Annotated in this window: 11 protein-coding genes; 10 read left to right on the forward strand and 1 reads right to left on the reverse strand. The window is 62.0% G+C overall.

Annotation, left to right across the window (positions count from 1 at the left end; genetic code table 11):
• The first annotated feature begins 421 nt into the window (after positions 1-421).
• The 5 genes from BDD21_RS24740 (at position 422) to BDD21_RS24760 (ending at position 12,392) form a co-directional block, all read left to right on the forward strand.
• Positions 422-601 (forward strand): hypothetical protein, encoded by a 180-nt coding sequence (locus tag BDD21_RS24740; protein ID WP_120799426.1) that lies wholly within the window; start codon positions 422-424, stop codon positions 599-601.
• A 171-nt stretch (positions 602-772) separates the two neighbouring features.
• Complete coding sequence (locus BDD21_RS24745; protein WP_245969983.1) at positions 773-5,485, forward strand: sulfatase family protein; 4,713 nt, start codon at positions 773-775, stop codon at positions 5,483-5,485.
• A gap of 550 nt (positions 5,486-6,035) precedes the next feature.
• Entirely contained in the window at positions 6,036-6,470 is a 435-nt protein-coding gene (locus BDD21_RS24750; protein WP_147431217.1) for a hypothetical protein, read from the forward strand.
• 324 nt (positions 6,471-6,794) lie between these two features.
• The gene (locus BDD21_RS24755) at positions 6,795-11,951 is read left to right on the forward strand and encodes an SGNH/GDSL hydrolase family protein (protein WP_120799429.1); all 5,157 of its coding nucleotides are present in this window, start codon (positions 6,795-6,797) and stop codon (positions 11,949-11,951) included.
• Positions 11,952-11,957: 6 nt separating this feature from the next.
• Positions 11,958-12,392: a hypothetical protein gene (locus BDD21_RS24760; protein ID WP_147431218.1), complete on the forward strand. Its 435-nt coding sequence runs from the start codon at positions 11,958-11,960 to the stop codon at positions 12,390-12,392.
• A 90-nt stretch (positions 12,393-12,482) separates the two neighbouring features.
• Here BDD21_RS24760 and BDD21_RS28940 read toward each other — a convergent pair whose 3' ends face one another.
• On the reverse strand, positions 12,483-14,093 hold the full coding sequence (locus BDD21_RS28940) for a hypothetical protein (RefSeq protein ID WP_245969410.1): 1,611 nt from the start codon (positions 14,091-14,093) through the stop codon (positions 12,483-12,485).
• 511 nt (positions 14,094-14,604) lie between these two features.
• Here BDD21_RS28940 and BDD21_RS24770 point away from each other — a divergent pair.
• The 5 genes from BDD21_RS24770 (at position 14,605) to BDD21_RS24790 (ending at position 24,897) form a co-directional block, all read left to right on the forward strand.
• A complete protein-coding gene (locus tag BDD21_RS24770) occupies positions 14,605-20,112 on the forward strand; it encodes a PQQ-dependent sugar dehydrogenase (protein WP_120799431.1) in 5,508 nt (1,835 codons plus the stop codon).
• Positions 20,113-20,258: 146 nt separating this feature from the next.
• Positions 20,259-21,098, forward strand: coding sequence for a nucleotidyltransferase family protein (locus tag BDD21_RS24775; protein WP_120799432.1), 840 nt, complete (start codon positions 20,259-20,261; stop codon positions 21,096-21,098).
• Positions 21,099-21,446: 348 nt separating this feature from the next.
• Positions 21,447-22,361: an NAD-dependent epimerase/dehydratase family protein gene (locus BDD21_RS24780; RefSeq protein ID WP_120800117.1), complete on the forward strand. Its 915-nt coding sequence runs from the start codon at positions 21,447-21,449 to the stop codon at positions 22,359-22,361.
• Positions 22,358-23,659 (forward strand): DUF4910 domain-containing protein, encoded by a 1,302-nt coding sequence (locus tag BDD21_RS24785; protein ID WP_211335163.1) that lies wholly within the window; start codon positions 22,358-22,360, stop codon positions 23,657-23,659. The genes BDD21_RS24780 and BDD21_RS24785 overlap by 4 nt, the downstream gene beginning before the upstream one ends.
• The gene (locus BDD21_RS24790; RefSeq protein ID WP_147431219.1) at positions 23,656-24,897 is read left to right on the forward strand and encodes a class I SAM-dependent methyltransferase; all 1,242 of its coding nucleotides are present in this window, start codon (positions 23,656-23,658) and stop codon (positions 24,895-24,897) included. The genes BDD21_RS24785 and BDD21_RS24790 overlap by 4 nt, the downstream gene beginning before the upstream one ends.
• Positions 24,898-24,970 lie beyond the last annotated feature (73 nt).

Here is a 24,970-nt window from a genome sequence, read left to right on the forward strand (position 1 = left end):
GTGAAGGCCGGAGAATGTGCGGTGGGTCACAGAATGAGAAGCTCTGCAGCCGAGTCAAACAGCTTTGCGAACGGCGAGGGTCGATTCTAAATTGGAAACGATGATATCTCTGCGGTAAGGCGTCGATTCGGGAGTGCGCTTGCAAGAGCTATCACGAATGAATCAAGCAGATCGTGATGCAAGTCTCGAATCGCGGATTCACGATCGTCCCATTGGAGTTCCGGGATCAATGTCGTCTGAATTGTCGATGCCACCTGGACGGGAGCGCCGAATAACGCAGTGTTGGCACATTATGTGCTTATTCTTTGTGGCAAGGGTGGTGAGTGCAGGGATTTCGGGACCGCAGTCCTTCACGATCGGTCAGAAATCGCACATTCCGACCAGATTTTCGCAGTAACACGCCAGGAGCGCGGAAAAGCTCATGGTAGAGATCGCAACAACGCTGCGCTTTAGCGGTCGACTCCTCGCCCGCACGCACCTCGATGATGCCCGCGACACCTCCTTGAGCCGCTCGATTTCATCGGCGTTGTCGGTCAGGGCGGATATCGGCCCGATGGAAGGGGGAGAAGCCGACGAACGGCATTTGCGCAGGTCGACGTGAAAATCTATCGTTGTGGCTAATAAACAAGAGCCTTCGGGGTCGAAGATGACGTACTTTCATGGGGAAACGGACATGCCGGGATTCCTAACTGCAACTACACCCCCGGTTAATTTTCGGTCGCGGTTACTCCTGGCACTGGCGTGGTTAGCGATTCCCTTGTGCTTGCCCACAATGGTTGTCGGTGCCGTTCCGCCTGGTCCAGCGCCAAAACCGAACATCATCGTCATCTTGGCGGATGACCTCGGATTCGGTGACCTGAGCAGCTTCGGCTCGGCCACAATTCAAACGCCGAATATCGACCAGATCGCATCGGAAGGCCTGCGTTTTACGGATTTTTACGCCGCGCCCGCGTGCGGTCCGGATCGCGCGCAGCTGATGACGGGGAGCCTGGCGCCGCGGGTATCTCTGAACTTCAGTCACATTCCGAATGCCCCGTCGGGACTTAGCCAAGACGAGACGACCCTCGCCGAGCTCATGAAATCGGCCGGTTATGCGACCAAGATCATCGGGAAGTGGCATCTGGGCGATGCCCCCGAGTTCCTTCCGCTCAACCACGGGTTCGACGAGTTCTTCGGGATCCCGTATTCGAACGACATGTGGCCCTTCAACCCGAAGATTTGCCCGCATGAAGACGAGGACCCGCGCCTAACCGAGGCGCGAGCACGCGCTGCGCTGACCGGATACGATCGAGGCACATGCATCCCGGTGGGGACCTTTCCCGATCTCCCGCTTTATCGAAACGGCACCGTCGTCGAGGTCAACTCGGACCAAACGACACTTCTGAGCCGATTCAAGGACGAGGCAATTGCCTTTATCGAATCCAAGCAGAATGAGCCGTTCTTCCTTTATCTCGTGCCTCACGCGCCGCATGTTCCGCTGTTCCCGTCGCCGGAGTTCCTAGGGTCCTCGGATGCTGATCTATATGGAGATGTGGTAGAAGAGCTTGACTCGCTTGTGGGCGAGATCGACGACCGGCTCCACCAGCTGGGCCTTGCTGAAAACACCCTTTTGATCTTTACCTCGGACAACGGCCCTTGGCTTGCGTACGGTATCGACGGCGGTTCGGCGGGGGCGCTTCGCGGCGGAAAGCACACGGTCTTCGAAGGCGGCATCCGGGTCCCGACCCTCATGCGGTGGGGAGGCATGATTCCCCCGGGATCGGTGTCGGCCGAGCCGGCGACCCATATGGACCTTTATCCGACACTCGCGGCGCTAGCGGGTGCCACCCTGCCGGATAATCCTATTGACGGCAAAGACATCCGTGCGCTGATGACACAGCAGCCTGGAGCAACATCGCCGCATGATTCGTTGCTATTTTATCGATCGGGCAACGCGCGCGACGTCTTCGGTTCCGATCAAACCCTGAATCTGCGCGCACTCCGTCAAGGTCCGTGGAAACTGCATGTCACCATGTCCGGCACGACGGTGGTCGCAGGGGCGCTGTTCGATCTGTCGGCGGATGTCGGCGAATCGACGGACGTCAGCGCGCTCTACCCGGCAGTGGTTGCTGACTTGCGGGCGGAAGCGCAGGCTCGCAACGACGACCTAAGAGCGAACACCCGCGCGATTGGATTTGTTGATGGCGTACCGATCGTTACCGCACCGACCGGAACAGCGGATCTGACCGAGGAAGGGACCTCGGACTGGGTCCACTGGGGCCGCTCCACGGCAACGGATGTGAATCGGAAAAGCGGCGTAGGGCATCAAATCAGCGAGCTGATTACAATCGGCGGAAGCGCGCTGCGATTCCAAGGCAGCGGAGAGAGGTTACGCTACCAGTGGAGCGACGGGGCCCCGACGGCAAGCGCGAATATCAGCGCGGGACTCTACATCGGCGGCCTCGGCAAGGGGTTCGAGATCACCGCCCCGGCCGGCGCCGAAGAGCGTACCCTCGTGGTCTATCTCGGCGGTTACAAGACACGCGGACGCATCGAGGTTGATCTCAGTGACGGGAGCTCTCCGGCTTATGCCGTCACCGTCGAGCACCTCGGCGCCGCCTTCGACCGGCGCGTGGCCGTGACCTATCGGGCTGCCGGCCCTGGACAATCGCTGACCTTCCGTTATATCCAGGACCGCAGCGGCGGCAACATCAGCATCCAAGCCGCGACGCTGCAGGGCAGCGGCACGCCGCCGGTGAATCAGCCCCCGGTGCTCGCCCCCATCGGCAATCGCTCGGTGCAGGTCGGGAACACCCTGAGCATTGCGGTCAGCGCCACCGACGCCGACGGGCCGGCGCCTTTGGTGCTCGCCGCCGCACCTCTGCCCGCCGCGGCCAGCTTCGTCGACAACGGCAACGGGACCGGGCAGCTCAGCTGGGCGCCCGCCTCGGGCGCCCTCGCGGGCAGCCCCTACAGCATCACCTTCACGGCCACCGACGCCGGCGGGGCCGGGCTGTCGACGAGCGAGACCATCGCCGTGACGGTGACGGCCGCGAGCACCGGGCTGCTCACACCGACCCTCACCACGCCCGGCGGCACCGCCGACCTCAGCACCGAAGGTGGCGCCGACTGGGCGCATTGGGGTCTCGACACCGCCGCGAGCGTCAATCGCAAGAACGGCGTCGCGCCGCAAATCGGCACCCTGAGCACCCTCGGGGGCAGTGCGCTGCGCTTTGAGAATTCGGCACGCTTGGCCTACGCTTGGAGCAACGGCACCCCCGTAGCGAGTGCAAATACCGGCGCGGGACTCTACATCGGCGGCCTCGGCAAGGGGTTCGAAATCACCGCTCCGGCCGATACCGTCGAGCGCACCCTCGTGGTCTATCTGGGCGGCTTCAAGACCCGCGGGCGCATCGAGGTCGGTCTCAGCGACGGCAGTGCGCCGGTTTACACCCAGACGGTGGAAAATCTCAGCACCGCCTTCGACCGGCGTCTCGCGCTCACCTACCGCGCCGCCGGTGCCGGGCAGACCCTCACCGTACGCTACATCCAGGATCGCAGCGGCGGCAACGTCACCTTCCAGGCCGCCACGCTGCAGGGCAGCGGCACGCCGCCGGTGAATCAGCCGCCGGTGCTCGCCCCCATCGGCAATCGCTCGGTACAGGTCGGGAACACCCTGAGCATTGCGGTCAGCGCCACCGACGCCGACGGGCCGGCGCCATTGGTGCTCGCCGCCGCACCGCTGCCCGCCGCGGCCAGCTTCGTCGACAACGGCAACGGGACCGGGCAGCTCAGCTGGACGCCCACCTCGGGCGCCCTCGCGGGCAGCCCCTACAGCATCACCTTCACGGCCACCGACGCCGGCGGGGCCGGGCTGTCGACAAGCGAGACCGTCGACGTCACGGTGACGGCCGCGAGCGACGGGCTGCTCACACCGACCCTCACCACGCCCAGCGGCACCGCCGACCTCAGCTCCGAAGGTGACGCCGACTGGGCGCATTGGGGTCTCGACACCGCTGCGAGCGTCAATCGCAAGAACGGCGTCGCGCCGCAAATCGGCACCCTGAACTCCCTCGGGGGCAGTGCGCTGCGCTTTGAGAATTCGGCACGCTTGGCCTACGCTTGGAGCAACGGCACCCCCGTAGCGAGTGCAAATACCGGCGCGGGACTCTACATCGGCGGCCTCGGCAAAGGTTTCGAAATCACCGCTCCGGCCGATACCGTCGAGCGCACCCTCGTGGTCTATCTGGGCGGCTTCAAGACCCGCGGGCGCATCGAGGTCGGTCTCAGCGACAACAGTGCGCCGGTCTACACCCAGACGGTGGAAAATCTCAGCACCGCCTTCGACCGGCGCCTCGCCCTCACCTACCGCGCCGCCGGTGCCGGACAGACCCTCACCGTGCGCTATATTCAGGATCGCAGCGGCGGCAACGTCACCTTCCAGGCCGCCACGCTGCAGGGTAGCGACACGCCGCCGGTGAATCAGCCGCCGGTGCTCGCCCCCATCGGCAATCGCTCGGTACAGGTCGGGAACACCCTGAGCATTGCGGTCAGCGCCACCGACGCCGACGGGCCGGCGCCCTTGGTGCTCGCCGCCGCACCTCTGCCCGCCGCGGCCAGCTTCGTCGACAACGGCAACGGGACCGGGCAGCTCAGCTGGACGCCCACCTCGGGCGCCCTCGCGGGCAGCCCCTACAGCATCACCTTCACGGCCACCGACGCCGGCGGGGCCGGGCTGTCGACGAGCGAGACCGTCGACGTCACGGTGACGGCCGCGAGCGACGGGCTGCTCACACCGACCCTCACCACGCCCGGCGGCACCGCCGACCTCAGCTCCGAAGGTGACGCCGACTGGGCGCATTGGGGTCTCGACACCGCTGCGAGCGTCAATCGCAAGAACGGCGTCGCGCCGCAAATCGGCACCCTGAACTCCCTCGGGGGCAGTGCGCTGCGCTTTGAGAATTCGGCACGCGTGGCCTACGCTTGGAGCAACGGCACCCCCGTAGCGAGTGCAAATACCGGCGCGGGACTCTACATCGGCGGCCTCGGCAAAGGTTTCGAAATCACCGCTCCGGCCGATACCGTCGAGCGCACACTCGTGGTCTATCTGGGCGGCTTCAAGACCCGCGGGCGCATCGAGGTCAGTCTCAGCGACAACAGTGCCCCGGTCTACTCCCAGACCGTGGAGAACCTCGACGCCGCCTTCGACCGGCGCCTCGCCCTCACCTACCGCGCCGCCGGTGCCGGGCAGACCCTCACCGTACGCTACATCCAGGATCGCAGCGGCGGCAACGTCACCTTCCAGGCCGCCGTCCTAGATGGCGGAGGCTCGACCGTCAGCATGCCGACGATGCTCGCACCGATGTCCAACCACATGGCGGACGCCATCAACGGAGCCGACCCCGCTAACAAAGAGGCGCAAGCTTACGTGCAGATGTTCATTGTCAACAGCGAGGTCGTTCCCAGGGCGGTCGGAACAATCGCACCTTTCAACACGGAGAGCTGAAACACGAGGCACAACATCGGCGGTTCGAGAATCAGAAGTTCCGACCGCCCGGTTGCCGATACCGACTGCCCAAAGAACGGCCTATTCTTGACCCATTCCGCATGCGTCGTCGACCTGAGCGCCTTTGATGCAGCCTAATCCCATTGAAAATCGAAACCCCTAAACATGGGGCTCGTATCCTTTGGTAATTTACCTGAAGAAATCATGGGCGGAGAGAACTTAATGATTGAATGCGACACCAACCGGCCTCATCCGCACGTCATCAAAGGGAACGGTGCTTCGTGATGACCGCGGGCTGATCGAAAGGGTACAGCAAGAGCCAAACTCACGATGTCGACACGGATGTCCTTGTTACGGTAACGCGGAGATCTTGCCGCTTGGTAGATTTCCATAGCAGCTGAATTCCCGCATAATATAAGCGATTGCATAAGAGAAATTGCAGTACGTCGCAGGACGGCTTCGGGAGGACGTGTTGGGTGGTAATATGAACGGCACGGCATTCGGAGCAAAGGCAAACTATGTGGTTATCGTCCGTGAGAGGTAAAGGACTATGAACAGCGCCCACCGCAGAGTTCGCGCTCGAGAACGCGCGTGGATAGTGCTCTTTGCGTTCATCCTCGCAATCGGCAGTTGTGGCGTTCCTGCGCAAACGGCCTCCGTCGAAGAAGCCGACGCCGTGCTGAACAGCTATTTTTCGGCCCTGAGGGTCGGCAACCTCAGCCACATCGGGAACCTGCTCGGCGGCGAGCTCCGCTCCAAGAGAGTCCGCCTCCTTCGTAACCCCGAGTATCGTTTAACCCTCGTTCAGACCTACGGGAACGCGGAATTCGTCGTGACCGACTACGAAATGCTGGAATCCGGCGGCATCGCGGTGAATGTCGATATCTGGCTCGACGACACCGAGAAGATCCGCCAACGCCTTACTTTGGAGCGACTTGGTGAATCCAGCCAGATGAGAATCGTCGACTCTGAAGTCGTCCCGTAACGTTTTTTCGTTCCTTCAAACCACAGATGCGTCGCCGGTCCGCTCGTCTTTGTGCAGGCTTCGATATGGTAACCAGGGGACTCGGCCGCTTGGTAGTTTTCGTAATCGGCTGTAATCTCGCACAATAAAAACGACTGCATGCAAAGAAACCGCAGTACGTCGCAAGGCGGCTCCGGGAGATAGCAAAGCCGATTCACTTAGCAGGGTTATAGGATTATGGGCGTCAATACAGCGAGCTGTTTCGGTAGGATCCGACTATTTCCGTGCGGACGGTTTTCGACGATTTTCGGCATCATCCTGGTAAGCTTGTCGGGAATCGTCGCTATGCCCGCTTATGCCGCGAGCGACGGGCTGCTCACACCGACCCTCACCACGCCCGGCGGCACCGCCGACCTCAGCACCGAGGGCAGTACCGATTGGGTGCATTGGGGCTTGACCACCGCCTCCAGTATCAACCGCAAGGCCGGCGTCACGCCGCGGATCGGCGCCCTGACCGCGATCGGGGGCAGCGCATCGCGCTTCCTCGACAGCGGCGTGCGCCTCGCCTATGCCTGGAGCGACGGCACGCCGACGGCAACCGCCAGCACCCGTGCAGGACTCTACATTGCGGGCTTGAACAAGGGCTATGCCCTCACCGCCCCGGCCGATACCGTCGAACGCACCCTCGTGGTCTATCTGGGCGGCTTCAAGACCCGCGGGCGCATCGAGGTCAGTCTCAGCGACAACAGTGCCCCGGTCTACTCCCAGACCGTGGAGAACCTCGACGCCGCCTTCGACCGGCGCCTCGCCCTCACCTACCGCGCCGCCGGTGCCGGGCAGACCCTCACCGTACGCTACATCCAGGATCGCAGCGGCGGCAACGTCACCTTCCAGGCCGCCACGCTGCAGGGTGGCGGCACGCCGCCGGTGAATCAGCCCCCGGTGCTCGCCCCCATCGGCAACCGCTCGGTGCAGGTCGGGAACACCCTGAGCATTGCGGTCAGCGCCACAGACCCCGACGGGCCGGCGCCCTTGGTGCTCGCCGCCGCACCGCTGCCCGCCGCGGCCAGCTTTGTCGACAACGGCAACGGGACCGGCCAGTTCAGCTGGACGCCCGCCTCGGGTGCCCTCGCGGGCAGCCCCTACAGCATCACCTTCACGGCCACCGACGCCGGCGGGGCCGGGCTGTCGACGAGCGAGACCATCGCCGTGACGGTGACGGCCGCGAGCACCGGGCTGCTCACACCGACCCTCACCACGCCCGGCGGCACCGCCGACCTCAGCTCCGAGGGCAGTACCGATTGGGTGCATTGGGGCTTGACCACCGCCTCCAGTGTCAACCGCAAGGCCGGCGTCACGCCGCGGATCGGCGCCCTGGCCGCGATCGGGGGCAGCGCATCGCGTTTCCTCGACAGCGGCGTGCGCCTCGCCTATGCCTGGAGCGACGGCACGCCGACGGCAACCGCCAGCACCCGTGCGGGCCTCTTCATCGCGGGCGTGAACAAGGGCTATGCCCTCACCGCTCCGGCCGATACCGCCGAACGCACCCTCGTGGTCTATCTGGGCGGCTTCAAGACCCGCGGGCGCATCGAGGTCAGTCTCAGCGACAACAGTGCCCCGGTCTACTCCCAGACCGTGGAGAACCTCGACGCCGCCTTCGACCGGCGCCTCGCCCTCACCTACCGCGCCGCCGGTGCCGGACAGACCCTCACCGTGCGCTATCTCCAAGACGTCAGCACCGGCAACGTCACCTTCCAGGCCGCCACGCTGCAGGGTAGCGACACGCCGCCGCCGGTGAATCAGCCCCCGGTGCTCGCCCCCATCGGCAACCGCTCGGTGCAGGTCGGGAACACCCTGAGCATTACGGTCAGCGCCACAGACCCCGACGGGCCGGCGCCCTTGGTGCTCGCCGCCGCACCTCTGCCCGCCGCGGCCAGCTTTGTCGACAACGGCAACGGGACCGGCCAGTTCAGCTGGACGCCCGCCTCGGGCGCCCTCGCGGGCAGCCCCTACAGCATCACCTTCACGGCCACCGACGCCGGCGGGGCCGGGCTGTCGACGAGCGAGACCATCGCCGTGACGGTGACGGCCGCGAGCGACGGGCTGCTCACACCGACCCTCACCACGCCCGGCGGCACCGCCGACCTCAGCACCGAGGGCAGTACCGATTGGGTGCATTGGGGCTTGACCACCGCCTCCAGTGTCAACCGCAAGGCCGGCGTCACGCCGCGGATCGGCGCCCTGACCGCGATCGGGGGCAGCGCATCGCGCTTCCTCGACAGCGGCGTGCGCCTCGCCTATGCCTGGAGCGACGGCACGCCGACGGCAACCGCCAGCACCCGTGCGGGACTCTACATTGCGGGCTTGAACAAGGGCTATGCCCTCACCGCCCCGGCCGATACCGTCGAACGCACCCTCGTGGTCTATCTGGGCGGCTTCAAGACCCGCGGGCGCATCGAGGTCAGTCTCAGCGACAACAGTGCCCCGGTCTACTCCCAGACCGTGGAGAACCTCGACGCCGCCTTCGACCGGCGCCTCGCCCTCACCTACCGCGCCGCCGGTGCCGGGCAGACCCTCACCGTACGCTACATCCAGGATCGCAGCGGCGGCAACGTCACCTTCCAGGCCGCCACGCTGCAGGGTGGCGGCACGCCGCCGGTGAATCAGCCCCCGGTGCTCGCCCCCATCGGCAACCGCTCGGTGCAGGTCGGGAACACCCTGAGCATTGCGGTCAGCGCCACAGACCCCGACGGGCCGGCGCCCTTGGTGCTCGCCGCCGCACCGCTGCCCGCCGCGGCCAGCTTTGTCGACAACGGCAACGGGACCGGCCAGTTCAGCTGGACGCCCGCCTCGGGTGCCCTCGCGGGCAGCCCCTACAGCATCACCTTCACGGCCACCGACGCCGGCGGGGCCGGGCTGTCGACGAGCGAGACCATCGCCGTGACGGTGACGGCCGCGAGCACCGGGCTGCTCACACCGACCCTCACCACGCCCGGCGGCACCGCCGACCTCAGCTCCGAGGGCAGTACCGATTGGGTGCATTGGGGCTTGACCACCGCCTCCAGTGTCAACCGCAAGGCCGGCGTCACGCCGCGGATCGGCGCCCTGACCGCGATCGGGGGCAGCGCATCGCGTTTCCTCGACAGCGGCGTGCGCCTCGCCTATGCCTGGAGCGACGGCACGCCGACGGCAACCGCCAGCACCCGTGCGGGCCTCTTCATCGCGGGCGTGAACAAGGGCTATGCCCTCACCGCTCCGGCCGATACCACCGAACGCACCCTCGTGGTCTATCTGGGCGGCTTCAAGACCCGCGGGCGCATCGAGGTCAGTCTCAGCGACAACAGTGCCCCGGTCTACTCCCAGACGGTGGAGAACCTCGACGCCGCCTTCGACCGGCGCCTCGCCCTCACCTACCGCGCCGCCGGTGCCGGACAGACCCTCACCGTGCGCTATCTCCAAGACGTCAGCACCGGCAACGTCACCTTCCAGGCCGCGACCCTCGTGGGTGGTGCTGCCGACCCGGGGTTCACGTTGCCTTTCCTGGATGATTTCTCCGACGGGAACATGAATGGTTGGTCGATCGTCGACGAGACGAACCAACCCTCCGACTGGTCGGTGTCCGGCGGATGGCTCCGCCAGAATTGGCGTATCGAGTCAAAACAGGCGTTCGACCAGACCTATCACCTCGGCTCCTACGCCTACCTCGGCGCGGGGCTTGCGCTGACCGACTATCGTTTCAGCGTGGATGCTCAGTATCTTGCGACAGGCTTGGCGGAGGATATCGGGATCCTGTTTCGCTTCCGCGACCCCGAGAACTACTACAGACTCAGCATCAACTCGCGGTATGGCTTCACCCGCCTGGAGAAACGCGTCAACGGGGTCTTCAGCGCTCTGGCGACGGATTCGCGCGGCTACTCGAGAGATGAATTGCTTAATTTAGAGGTCGAGGTGAGAGGATCGCAGATTCTGATCCTGCGCAACGCAGACCCACTGTTCGCCGTGACGGACACTAGCCATAGCTTCGGGACAATTGGACTCTACACCCAGGATCAAGCGCGATTCGACAACGTTCGAATCGAAACACCCGCGAGCTCGCCAGCTGTCGTGCTGCGACAGCCCTTGGCCTATCTGACAACCTCCGGGACGACGATTCAGGCCGCCGCCATCGCCGCAAACGCACCCACGGGCGCCGCGGTCGCATTTTTGTTGAACGGCAATCTAGCGGCGGTCGATGCGAGCGCGCCATTTCAAATCGAGATTCCATCCGTGAGCCCCGGCAATCACACCGTCACGGCGATTCTGCGCAATGCGTCCGGAGCGGAAATTGCGAGGGACACCAACGTTGTCGTGGGCCTCGGCGGAGAGTATCTGGTCGGCATCGGCGACAGCATCACCAACGGCATCGGCGACAACTACGCGCTCGACAACCGATCAGAACGGGGCCGAGTCGTCGGTTTTCAGGGCTACCAGGCCGTATTGACCGACCTCCTCGATGCCTCCGCGCCGGCACTGAATACCGCTCCGGCGAACCTGGTCTTCAACGAAGGCATCGGCGGAGACGAGAGCTTCGAAGCCGCGTTTTGGCGAGTTGATTCCATAAAAGCCCGGCACGGCGCCATGGATACGGCACTCATCATGGTCGGTACGAACGACGCGAACGTCCCGATTCCGTCGGGCTTGGGTTGCGTCGGCACCTCGGCTTGCGGCGGCACCTTCAAGGCAAACCTCCAAACCTTGGTCGACAAGATTCGATGGGCAAACTATCCGACCAACTCGGTGGCGTCCGGCGTCACACCAATCGTGGCGCTACCTCCACCGACATGGAATTCGACCACTCCCTATCAGTCGTCCACGAACAATCTCATTCGTGAGTATATCGAGGTGATTGTGTCCGAGATCGCCGGCATCGTTGTCGGACCGGATTTCTTCGACTACTTCCTCCCGAGCCCGACCAGCAACTATCGCAGCCTGTTTGCCGATACCCTCCACCCCAACGGACTTGGCTACCGCGTGATGTCGAGCCTGTGGCACAACGCCTTGAGCCCGACAGCGCAAGTCGCTTTGCCGTTCGTCGTCGACGGGATTTCCCTCTCCACCGGCAAACAAGCGCAACAGAACCTGCTTGAGCCCGGCAACAGGCTATACATCGACGCTGCGTTTACGTTGCTCAGCGCTCCTGTGTTCCTCGACGAGGGTCGGTGGATCATGACCTCCAACGCGACTGCCGACCGAAACAGTACCGGCTCGACGTACATGAGTTTCTCGATCGATCGCGATGCAGACGTCTTTGTCGCCTACGATGCCGGCGCATCAGCGTTGCCGGGTTGGTTGTCCAACTTCGAGAACACCGGGCAGAACGTAACGACAACAAACGCAAACGCCCCGAGTTTGCGCATCTACCGTAAATTTTATTCGGCCGGCGAGGTCGTGCTGGGTGGTAATCTGAATGGCTCCGCACTCGGGGCAAAGGCCAACTATGTTGTTATCGTCCGTGAGAGGTAAGGGACTATGAGCCGCGCCCACAGCAGAGGCCGCGTTCGAGAACGCGCGCGGACAGTGCTCGTTGTGTTCGTCCTCGCGATCGGCAGTTGTGCCGCTCCTGCGCAACCGGTCTCCGTCGAGGAGGCCGACGTCGTGCTGAACAGCTATTTTTCGGCCCTGAGGGTCGGCAACCTCAGCCACATGGGGAACCTACTCGGCGGCGAGCTCCGCTCCAAGAGAGCCCGCCTCCTTCGTAACCCCGAGTATCGCTTCACCCTCGTTCAGACCTACGGCAACGCGGATTTTGTCGTGACCGACTACGAAATGCTGGAATCCGGCGGCATCGCGGTGAATGTCGATATCTGGCTCGACAATACGGAAAAGATTCGCCAACGCCTCACCTTGGAGCGACTTGGTGAATCCAGCCAGATGAGAATCGTCGACTCTGAAGTCGTCCCGTAAGGTTTTTCCAATTGCGATCAGAGGGCGGTTGTTTCCCGCGAACGCTCTAGGAAGCCTTGACGAACAACTTTCTGCGCGCGTGAGTCAAGTTTAAGCCGGCGCAAGTTTGGCCTGCTCGAACAGGTCCGCGAACGCCTGTTGCAGCCGGCTCATGGCGGTGGCGATGGGCCGGTTGGGCGCCTTCGGGCAGCCGTCGAACAATTGGGACAACCCCGGTCGCAGGATGCGGCTGTGGACCTTGGTGAAGAACAGGGCGACCCGCAGTCCGGCATCGGTGACCCGGTAGCGATGGCTCTGCGGGATCCGTTCGATGAGGCCATGCAGGCGCAGTCGGCGCAGATCGTAGGTCATGCGTCCGGGTGAGTAGGCGTCCTCGGGCACCCCCAAGGCTTGGGCCATCCAGGTGCGCATCCCCGCGTGTCGGAAGCCCTCGGGCAGGGTGAGGAACAGGCACAGGGCGGTGAACAGCGCCAAGACCCGCGGATCGTCCAGGTGCAGCCCCGGGGCGCGTTGCCCGCCGACCACCTGCGGTTGGGTGACCTGATCGAACACCCCCTCGGCCAGCAGACAGTCCTGGCTGAGCGTCTCGACCTCGAGCAAGCGACGGTTGGCGGCAAAGCCGATGGCCCGCAGGGCGGGCAGGTTGTTCAAATTCCGTCCGATGCCGAAGTCGTGGGTGTTGTTGATCGTGGTCTCGGTGCGCAGGGCCCGACCTTCCTTGAAGTACTGCTTGATCTTGGAGGACTTGTAGCCGACATGCAGCGAAGGGATAACCCCTTGGGTGATGACGCGGGTATGAAAGCTCCCCGGCGTGCGTTTGGTGATCCTCCGGTTGAAGATCAGGCTGACCTTCTCGGGCCGTCCCAAGTCGAGGTTCTCGCGGATGACCTCCTCGAACAGATGGCGTCCGGACAGCGGTCGGTCGAACACCTGCGTGCGGGCGAACTCCGCCTGCAGGATGGAGAGTTGGAAATTGTAGCCGGCGGCATGGTCTTCCGCCGTGAAGGGATCCGGGAGCCGTCCCAACCACTTGGCCACCAGTGCGGCGATCGTCGCCTCGTTCAGGTCATCGAGGATGCGTTGCGCACGGGCCGGTTCGGCGCAGCTGAGCAACCCGTTGTCCAGCGCCTCGAAGGCAATGCCCGCCTTGGCCAACTGGCGTTTGACGTACTCATGACCGTTGAGGCAGACCCGCGCGGTGTAGGGAAAGTAGGAGCAGAACTTGATGAACAGGGGGCCGAAGTCCGCATCCACCAGATAGAAGTAGAAATGGTTGCACATCACCGTCCCGCGCGTGAACCAGGGGTACGGCTGGCCGGTGTGGGTGCTGATTTTCTTGATCATGCGGAAGCTGGCAAACCGTTCCTGAGCCTTGCCGATGTACAGGACACCCTCGGGTTGAGCGAAGTCGCGGAGCCGCTCGCGGGTCATGTCGTCTTTGCGCTGTCCCTTGGCGAAGGTCACGATCTCCACGCCCTCGCGTTGCGCAAACCCCTCGATCGCCTTGACGAAGGCGTGACTGATCGGGGCCATCAACACCGTGGAGGCGACCTTGGCACCACGATGGACCTTGAAGAAGTTGGCTACCCCGCCGCCGGTCTGCAGCCGCGGTTGATACAGGTTGAGATACAGCCGGTCGATTCCTTCGAGATCCAGCGTGACCCGATCGTTCAGCAACTCACCGACGGTTTGGTCTAACATGATGGCAGGCCCCGGTTGACATCTTGGCCACGCGCCACACGCCGCTACGTGCGGCTACTATCGGAAGTTTAGCCTTCCGTTGCTCAACCGGGGCCGCCCAACGCCGGGGCTCACCCCATGACTCGTCGGTCTGAGGCGAAGCCTCGCTAGTGGTGAGGTTTGCGCATTTTCGAGGGCTCAAAGCGTGCGCATCAGGGAAACGCTCATTAGAGGTTGGACCGCCGATCCTCCGAACGCTCATGCCCCATTACCGTTTTGGCGTGACGAAGCGTTCAACCCTATCCGTTTCTCGATCGAACGCATAACCTTTCCTCCTCATTCCGAGATGCGGTTTAAAAGGCAGGTCCTACGTAGTTGTCGCTGTTTACGACCGGTCCTGATCCGCGTATTCTCGCCCGCGAATTGTTGCTCTTGCGTTTGTCAGAGCCTTGGTGCTCTAGCGTCAACAGAGGCAATTCACCGGATGCCTTCGGGCAGAAGAGAAAATTCCACATCTTGACATTGGGGCGCTATGGACACGAGTTCAGCGACACGCGTTTTAATAAATCATTTTTGCGCCTCAAGGGCCTTATTGGGTCTCGGTATCGCCGTTCTGACCTCTTGGGTCCTAACGTTTTTCCCTATAAATGTCGCCGAAGCTCAGCCCTACGGCTTGGATCCGTCGCTGACGCGAAGCGTGGGTCCTTTTATTGACGGCGTGTTCCCACCCCTGACACCCGGATCTGGATCCACATACCGCGTCGCCCCTGCATTTCCGAACATCTCGCAACCGAACACGCTGGTTGTCGCGCCCAACCCAGCAGACCGGACCCCAGGCCTGGATCGCCTCTATGTGGGCTCCCGTGCCGGCATCGTCACCTCATTTCCAAACCGTTCAAATGCGACTCCTCAAGAGGTTAAGCCTTTCCTGGATCTAACCGACCGCGTCGCTACGGTATGGGACGGTGGTTTCCTCGGAATGGTCTTTCATCCGGAGTTCGGGAACCCAAGCTCGCCTTACGAGAAAACATTCTATGCCTACTATTCGGCCTACTGCCCGCCGACGGCCCTCGGTGACACCATCGACTTTAGTCGATGCAATCCCGCATATCCTCAAGGCTCGGATGCACGTGGCTTTTTCAACACATGGTTGCGTTTGTCGCGCTTTCAGGCGGAATGGGATAGTACCAGCGGCACTTGGCGCGGCCTGAAAGACAGCGAGTCGCCGATGTTGAATATTCGTCTCTACAACTTCACGCATCGCGGCGGCGGGCTCACGTTTGGAAACGATGGCTACCTCTATCTCACGATCGGAGATCAACGACGCTGGGAAACGGCACAGGACATCGTGAATACCCTTGAAGGGGGGGTCCTGCGTCTTGCTGTAGACATCGTCCAAACCGGACCGCAATCCTGGACATGCCCTCCTCAGAGCCACACTCCGCGACGGCGTTTCCAGGATGCTTTCTCCAACTCGGACGAGATGTCGGGCCGTTTTTACTGCATTCCCGATGACAATCCTTGGTTAAGCGAGCAAGGGGCTATCTTCGAAGAGTATTTTTCTATCGGTCACCGTTCGCCACATCGCTTGGCGCTTGACCCGGTGACCGGCGATCTTTGGTCCGGCGAGGTAGGTGAGAGCACGCGCGAGGAGATCAACGTCATCCGTCGCGGAGGAAATTATGGCTGGCCATTCCGTGAGGGCATGGTCGCAGGCCCGAGGGCTCAGCCTGCGTCCTATCTCGGTCAGTTGACGGATCCGGTCATCGACTTCAACCGCACCGAGGCCAAGGCCGTTATCGGTGGCTATGTATACCGCGGGACTAGATTCCCGGAACTCGCTGGCAAATTCATTGCCGGGGATTACATCACGAGGAATCTCTGGGCCATCACCCTAGACCGGAATCGAATGACTGCCACTAAAGCACCCATCGGGACATTCGATCCGGGGGCGCTCAGTACCTTCGGCCAGGATAATCAGGGAGAAGTATTCCTAGGGAGCGTCGCGTCGAACATTCCTTTGCAGCAATTGACCCGCGCGGATCCCGGGCGTCCCGAGCCTCCTCCGTATCTGTCCGACACGGGAGCGTTCGTCGATCTGACGTCGCGAGAGATTCATCCGGCCGGAATTCCATATGATCTGGTTCCGTTTTGGTCCGACGGCGCGATGAAGCAGCGCTGGGTGTTCCTCCCGGACGAGAACGGAAATGGTCTCTTCGACGTTGCGGGGGAGCGGATTGAGTTTTCGGAAACCGGTAACTGGGGCTTTCCGATCGGAACAGTGCTCGTCAAGCACTTCGAGCTCCCGCTCGAAGAGGGAGACGCGGATTCGGCAATACCGATCGAGACACGTTTCCTGGTGCTCGGAGAGGACAACGAATGGTACGGGATCACATATAGTTGGCGCGAGGATCTCTCCGATGCGGATCTCCTACTAAATGCCGAGACTCGGGAGTTTTCGGTCCTCACACCGGATGGAGTTCGTGACCAGACTTGGCTCTATCCCTCGAGAGACGCCTGTTTGCTTTGCCACAATCCCGGCGCAGGCGGCGCTTTGGGATTGCGCACGCACCAACTTAATCGCGACCTTCTGTATCCATCGACCGGTCGAACGGACAACCAGCTGCGCACCTGGAATCACCTGGGAATCTTCACCCCGGCCCTTAAGGAGTCTGACATCCGTGGATATCTCGCTGGGGCGCGGCTAGACGAATTGACTGCATCCGTGGAGCATCGGGCCCGCTCTTGGTTGGATACCAACTACTCTTATTGTCATCGCCCAGAGACCGGCAACCGAGCCACATTCGATACGCGCCTCACAACTCCGTTGGCGCAGAGTGGCTTGATTTGGGGTGGAGTCAGCGACGATCTCGGGATCTCCGGGGCCTACCTGATCCATCCCGGCGATCCCGAGGGATCGATCGCCCACGTCCGGGCTCGGGAGGTCGGCACAGCCTACGCTATGCCACCGCTCGCCAAGGATCTACCCGATTCGGCCGGACTTGCTGTCCTCGAGGACTGGATTCAAACGATCGATGCCGGCTCGGGGCAACTCGCGCCCACCCTAACCAGCCAGAGCGGCACCGCCAACCTCAGCACCGAGGGCAGCGGCGATTGGGTGCATTGGGGGCGGCTGACCAGCGCCGCCAGCGTCACCGCCAAATCCGGGGTCACCGCTCAAATCCCGCGAACCCTCGGCGTCATCGGAGGCAGCGCGCTGCGCTTCAACGATACCGGCCCGCGCCTGCGCTATGCCTGGACCGACGGAACCCCGACCGCGAGCGCCACCACCGGTGCCGGTCTCTACATCGGCGGACTGGGCAAGGGCTACACGCTCACCGTTCCCGCCGACACCGACGCGCGCACCCTGGTCGTCTATCTCGGCGGCTACAAGACCCGCGGGCGCATCGAGGTGACGCTCAGCGACGGCAGTGTCGCGCCTTACGTCCAGACCGTGGAGGATCTCGCCACCGCGTTCGATCGCCGTCTCGCCGTCACCTACCGTGCCGCCGGCCCCGGGCAGACCTTGACCCTGCGCTACCTCCAGGACCGCAGCGGCGGCAACGTCACCTTCCAGGCCGCCGCCCTGCAGGGGGCGACAAGTCCGCCGCCGGTGAATCAAGCGCCTGTGGTGGCATCGATCGCCGATCGGACGGTGCAGGTCGGCACCGCCTTGAGCGTCGGCGTGAACGCGAGCGATCCGGACGGTCCCGTACCCTTGGCGCTCGCCGCAGCACCACTGCCCGGCACCGCCACCTTCACCGACAACGGCAGCGGCAGCGGAACCTTGCGATGGACCCCGACGGCAAGCGATGTCGCGGGCAGTCCCTACAACATCACCGTCAGAGCGACCGACGGGGGCGGCAGGACTGGCAGCGCAAGCTTCTCCGTCACCGTACTGCCCGCCGATCCGGGCGATGCGCAGCTCGATCCGCTCCTCACCGTCCCGAGCGGCACCGCCAACCTCAGCACCGAGGGCAGCGGCGATTGGGTGCATTGGGGGCTGATCAGCGCCGCCAGCGTCACCGCCAAGGCCGGGGTCACCGCTCAGATCCCGCGCACCCTCGGCGTCATCGGAGGCAGTGCGCTGCGCTTCAACGATACCGGCCCGCGCCTGCGCTATGCCTGGACCGACGGAACCCCGACCGCGAGCGCCACCACCGGTGCCGGTCTCTACATCGGCGGACTGGGCAAGGGCTACACGCTCACCGTTCCCGCCGACACCGACGCGCGCACCCTGGTCGTCTATCTCGGCGGCTACAAGACCCGCGGGCGCATCGAGGTGACGCTCAGCGACGGCAGTGTCGCGCCTTACGTCCAGACCGTGGAGGATCTCGCCACCGCGTTCGATCGCCGTCTCGCCGTCACCTACCGTGCCGCCGGCCCCGGGCAGACCTTGACCCTGCGCTACCTCCAGGACCGCAGCGGCGGCAACGTCACCTTCCAGGCCGCCGCCCTGCAGGGGGCGACAAGTCCGCCGCCGGTGAATCAAGCGCCTGTGGTGGCATCGATCGCCGATCGGACGGTGCAGGTCGGCACCGCCTTGAGCGTCGGCGTGAACGCGAGCGATCCGGACGGTCCCGTACCCTTGGCGCTCGCCGCAGCACCACTGCCCGGCACCGCCACCTTCACCGACAACGGCAGCGGCAGCGGAACCTTGCGATGGACCCCGACGGCAAGCGATGTCGCGGGCAGTCCCTACAACATCACCGTCAGAGCGACCGACGGGGGCGGCAGGACTGGCAGCGCAAGCTTCTCCGTCACCGTACTGCCCGCCGATCCGGGCGATGCGCAGCTCGATCCGCTCCTCACCGTCCCGAGCGGCACCGCCAACCTCAGCACCGAGGGCAGCGGCGATTGGGTGCATTGGGGGCTGATCAGCGCCGCCAGCGTCACCGCCAAGGCCGGGGTCACCGCTCAGATCCCGCGCACCCTCGGCGTCATCGGAGGCAGTGCGCTGCGCTTCAACGATACCGGCCCGCGCCTGCGCTATGCCTGGACCGACGGAACCCCGACCGCGAGCGCCACCACCGGTGCCGGTCTCTACATCGGCGGACTGGGCAAGGGCTACACGCTCACCGTTCCCGCCGACACCGACGCGCGCACCCTGGTCGTCTATCTCGGCGGCTACAAGACCCGCGGGCGCATCGAGGTGACGCTCAGCGACGGCAGTGTCGCGCCTTACGTCCAGACCGTGGAGGATCTCGCCACCGCGTTCGATCGCCGTCTCGCCGTCACCTACCGTGCCGCCGGCCCCGGGCAGACCTTGACCCTGCGCTACCTCCAGGACCGCAGCGGCGGCAACGTCACCTTCCAGGCCGCCGCCCTGCAGGGGGCGACAAGTCCGCCGCCGCCTGAGCCGATCGGACTGGTTGGACACTGGACGTTCGATGAAGGCGCTGGGTCCGCTGCACAGGATTCATCGGGAAACGGAAATGACGGGATCTTAATCAACTCTACCTGGGGTACCGGTAGGTACGGTCAGGCGGTCGCACTCAGCGGCAACAACGATTCGCATGTCAGCGTTCCAGGTTCTTCGACCCTTAACGCATTCACGGATCAGATTACGATCTCTGCATGGGCGTTTCCGACACAACCCATCTCCGGTTTCGTCGCGGTCGTGAACCGACAAATCGGTACAATCGCGCATCCGGATCAGTTCTATTTGGGTTTTGGACCGCAGAATGGAATCATGCGATACAAATGGGAGATCGGCACAACCTCCGGCGAGGGCAACATCTATCGCGGGAGCCCCGACTCAAATCGCTGGATTCATCTTGCGGGAACTTATAACGGCTCAACTATGAGACTCTACGTCGATGGGGTCGAAATCGGATCCGTCCCGATGACAGGGACGATACGCGTCGACGATAATCCGATCACGATCGGCGCAGAAGAAAACGGCAGCGTGCTTTACGACGTCGTCGGAACCTTCGCTGGTTTGATCGACGAGGTGCGAGTCTACGATCGAGCCTTATCTGCATCGCAAGTCGACACGCTGTTCAGGTACGGCAGCGCCTCGGTTACTGCCCGTGACTAGACCAACAACTTATTCTACGAAATCCGCACGCAATGCCTTGGACTCTAGAGAACGGACCCACCGGCGCAAAACCTGAACCAAGGCTCCCACCTAGTAGCGAAAATGCCGTGACCCGCCGGATCCGCGGGTTTTGATTGCGAGCAAACATGACGAACTCCTTCAAAGCCGTCGCGCTTATTCCCGCCGCCGGCCACGGCACACGTCTTTCCCCTTTGCCAATGAGCAAGGAGCTATTTCCCATCGGCTTTGCGGAAAAGATCACAGGTTCTGAGAGGTCCGTTTACCCTAAAGTCGCCTGCCATTATCTTTTGGATGGGCTTCGCGCCGCGGGTATCACCGAGGGATTCTTTATACTCCGACCATCGAAGTGGGATATTCCAAATTATTTCGGAGATGGCTCCGCTTTCGGCATGCGCCTTGCATATTTGACTGTACATGTTCCATTCGGTGTCCCTTTCTCCCTGGATCAAGCCTATCCGTTCATACAGCAAAACATCGTGGCGCTTGGGTTTCCGGACATCTTGATATCGCCTGAAGGGGCGCATCGAACCTTGCTGAAACGCCTCATTGAAGGGAACGCGGATATCGTGCTGGGATTGTTTCCAACGGACGAGCCGCACAAAGTCGGTGTTGTAGATCTTGGCTCTGACGGGCAAGTCGTCGGGATCTATGAAAAATCAAATCATATCCAACTTCGTTACATGTGGGCGATTGCCGTTTGGCGCCCGAGCTTCACGAGATTCCTTCATGAATTCGTGGAGCGTCAATTGAAGCTACTTATCGGCGTCCAACCTTCTCACAACCTCTTACACTTACCGGTTTACAAAGAACTATCTATCGGGGATGTTATGCACTCTGCTATTCATGACGGAATGCGTGTCGAAGCCGAAATTTTCTCGGAAGGTCATTATATCGATATCGGAACACCAGAGAATTTGATTAAGGCAATCCGAAGCCAGATATTTGATGGAAGCGACGGTCGATAAGATGAAGCCGCTGATCTGGGCCTAGCTTAGACGTTAAGCATCTTGCCGTCCTCGGCGGATGGCCATTGACTGGAGTAGGCACCTCGCGTAGCGTGTGTCTGCACTGCCGAGGGAATCGTCCTGGCGTGTTAGAATTCCGCGGTGCCAAGGTACGGATCGGCCTCGTGCAACACTTTTGGCAGCCCTTACCGAAGGTACTGAAATGCCGATATCGTGACAGACCCGGTCGGCACCGGCAGCGTGACGATGGGTTCGAGCAGATTCTAAAGGCGATCCGTCGTCAGTTATGCCTATCTTAGAACCGCTTTCGGATTTTTTCGTCATCTCAATTTATCGCCGAGAATATCGATGCCCACGCAGCTTTCAGGATCCCGTGTTCTAGTGACGGGCGGCACAGGCATGATTGGAGTTCCATTGTGCCGAAGACTGGTTGCCGCCGGCGCCGATGTGCACGCTGTTGCACGGCGAGCGCGCAAGGTGTCCGAACCCGGGCTTAGGCTCCACTGTGGCGATCTTACGGATGACACCATCGCTCGACGTATCTTCGCCGAGGTAAGGCCAGACTACGTCGTCGATCTAGCCGCTGCGGTCGAAGGAAGCCAAAAACTCGATAAGGCAAGAGACATTTTCCTAGGCACGCTTCTGCCCTCCGTCAATTTGGTCACCGAGGCATGTCGGCTGACAACCCTCAGGCGATTCATACATATCGGGTCTTTCATCATGCGCCCGGGCCCCGACAATGTCGCGCCATGCCCATATGGATCGGCTAAACAAGCGGCAGAGGCATACCTGCATACCTGCTCCTTACTCTACGAACTTCGGGTCGTCTACCTCAATCCGTCATACGTTTACGGGCCTGGGCCATCCGATCCCAACCGTATCATCCCTTACTTGATCAGTCATCTGCTTGCGGGAAAGGTCGCCCGGATTGGTTCGGGATCCCGCATCACGGATTGGCTTTACGTCGAAGATTGTGTTGATGCTATCGTTGCAGCACTGGTCAGAGACGGAATAGAGGGCGCAAGCATTGATATCGGCCAAGGGCGTGGCGTCAGTGTTGCCGAGATCGCCCGTTTCCTGGAGGCGGAGCTTGAAGGCTCCGGCCGTGTCGAGATCGGAGCGATCGATGACCGCGTGGCCGAGGAGCCAAGGATCGTGGACACAAACGCTGCAATCGAGAGCCTCGGATGGCAAGCGAGCACTCAACTCGAAGAGGGCTTACGCCTGACGGTAGCTTATTGGAGAGAGGAACTTGCACGGTGAATGAAGAACTCGGTCTTCGCCTACACAGTCGAGTCAGGCGGCTTTTTCCCTTGGCTCGGAGTTTGACGGGCCAAGGCTTACGCGAGACGCTGCAAATTATCGCCGAAGAGCTTCCTCTGACCGTAACCGAGATTCCATCCGGAACGAAAGTGCTCGATTGGACCGTGCCCTTGGAGTGGACGGTTCGTGAAGCATGGATCGCGGACCCCCTGGGAAAGCGAATCGTCGACCTCGCTCGTCATCCTCTTCATCTTGTCGGCTACAGTCGCCCAGTAGATCTTGCACTAAGCCGCGGCGAGTTGGATAAGCATCTACATAGCTTGCCCCATCAACCGGACGTTATTCCGTACCGCACGACCTACTGGGCGGACAATTGGGGCTTCTGCATCGCAGACTCCGTCAGGAAACAACTTCCAGACGGCATTTATAGGGTCTTGCTCGATGCCACCCTTTCGCAGGGTAGTCTCACCCTAGGTGAGATAGAAATTCCAGGCGAGACTGACGACACTGTGCTGATTTCAACGCACACCTGCCATCCGGCCATGGCAAACGACAACTGCTCGGGTATCGCGATCGCGGTGGAATTAGCTCATCGTCTGCTCTCCGGTCCAAGGCCACGCTACACCTACCGTATCGTTTTCTGCCCCGCCACTATCGGTGCAATCACCTGGCTTGCCTTGAACCTTGAACGGGTCGGCACGATCCATCACGGAATGGTCCTTGCGGGTCTCGGCGATCCGGCACCACTCAGCTGGAAGCGTTCACGTCGTGGCGACACGGCGATCGACCGCACCGCCTCCCGTATACTTCGAGAGCTGGGCGCAGACAACAAGGTGCTCGACTTCTCGCCTTACGGATACGACGAGCGCCAGTACTGCTCCCCCGGATTTGACCTGGCGATCGGCAGGCTATCACGAGGAATTCACGGCACTTATGCCGAGTATCATACAAGCTTGGACACTCCGGATTTCGTGCAGCCGAACGCGCTCGCAGAAGCCCTATTGGTCGCCGAGCGGATATTGCTCGAAATAGACAAAGATAGGCGATGGAAGAATCTTGCGCCCTACGGCGAACCCCAGTTGGGTCGACGCGGACTCTACAACTCGCTCGGGGCGCTTCCACATCCTGGAGAGGCGCAGATGGCCATGCTCTGGCTGCTCAACCAGAGCGACGGGAAACGGGGACTGTTGGAGATTGCGGAACGCTCAGGCATTCCGGTCGCAGAGCTCGAATCCGTGGCCAGTCTTTTGGAACAACATCAACTGGTCGAAGAAATCGACCAAGAGGAACAGGCGTGACAACCATTGCAACCCCGCTTATGGAGTGTCGAGGCTGCGGAGCCACCGATCTGGAGATGTTCGTCTCACTCGGAAAGCAGCCGCTGGCGAATCACCTGACATCGCGAGAGGCGCTTGATCAGCCCGACGCGCACTTTCCCCTTGAACTCGTTCGCTGCGGTCACTGTGGTCTCGTCCAGCTGTCCGTCACCATTCCACCCGACGCGATGTTCAGCGAGTACCTCTATTTCTCGTCTTTTGCTGGCGCGCTCGTCGAGAACGCTCGAGGATTGGTCGAACGAATCGTTAGCGAGCGTGGATTCGGACCAGACGATCTCGCCATGGAAATTGGATCGAACGACGGTTACCTGCTAAGGCACTACGTCGACCGCGGTGTCCCCGTACTCGGCGTGGATCCGGCAAGAAATGTAGCCGCCGTCGCCGAACAGGCCGGCGTCCGAACGCATGTCGCGTTTTTCGGAAGTGACACGGCGGCAAACCTAGCTTCAGAAGGTTTCAAGGCATCGGTCGTGCACGCGAATAACGTTATCGCTCATGTCCCCGATATCCTTGATGTCTTGGCCGGCGTCACGCAAATCCTTCGACCAAACGGAATCTTTGTGGTTGAAACACCATCTCTTCAAACGATGTTTGAGACGCTGGCGTTCGACACCATTTACCACGAGCATGTGTTCGTGCACTCGCTCACGAATTTCAGTTCGCTGCTAAGCAAGGTGGGACTTGAGGTAATCGACGTGGAGCTCATTCCAGTGCATGGGACGAGCTTGAGAATCACCGCGGCGCATCCAGGTCGCCAGGAGCCGACCTCACGCGTAGCTGCCCAACTCACTTCCGAATTAGATTCTGGCCTCGGGGATCCCGAGACTTACCGAACATTCGGAAAGAATACCGACGCGATACGCACATCCATCATTGCGACGCTTCAGGATCTTAAACGCGACGGGGCGACTATAGCCGGCTACGGCGCGGCCGCAAAATGCACAGTCCTACTCAACTCATTAGGAGTATCCGGTCGACTCCCAATATGGGTGGCCGATGCTAATCCGCACAAACAAGGTCGATGCATCCCCGGCGTTCGAGTCCCGGTCGTGAGTCCGGATCGTATCCTTGAGGAGCAACCAGACGTCATGGTGCTATTCGTGTGGAATCTACTTGATGAAGTCCTAAAGCAAAATGCAGAATACCGCTCCAGAGGCGGCCGGTTCTTGATCCCGATCCCGGCGCCAAAAGTCGTTTAAACGAGCGCGGCGTCTGTCACACCCAAAAGGCGCCGCGCCTTCAGGTCTCCGCAATCCACCATCGACCTAAAAA

Source organism: Thiocapsa rosea (assembly GCF_003634315.1).
Classification (GTDB): Bacteria; Pseudomonadota; Gammaproteobacteria; order Chromatiales; family Chromatiaceae; genus Thiocapsa; species Thiocapsa rosea.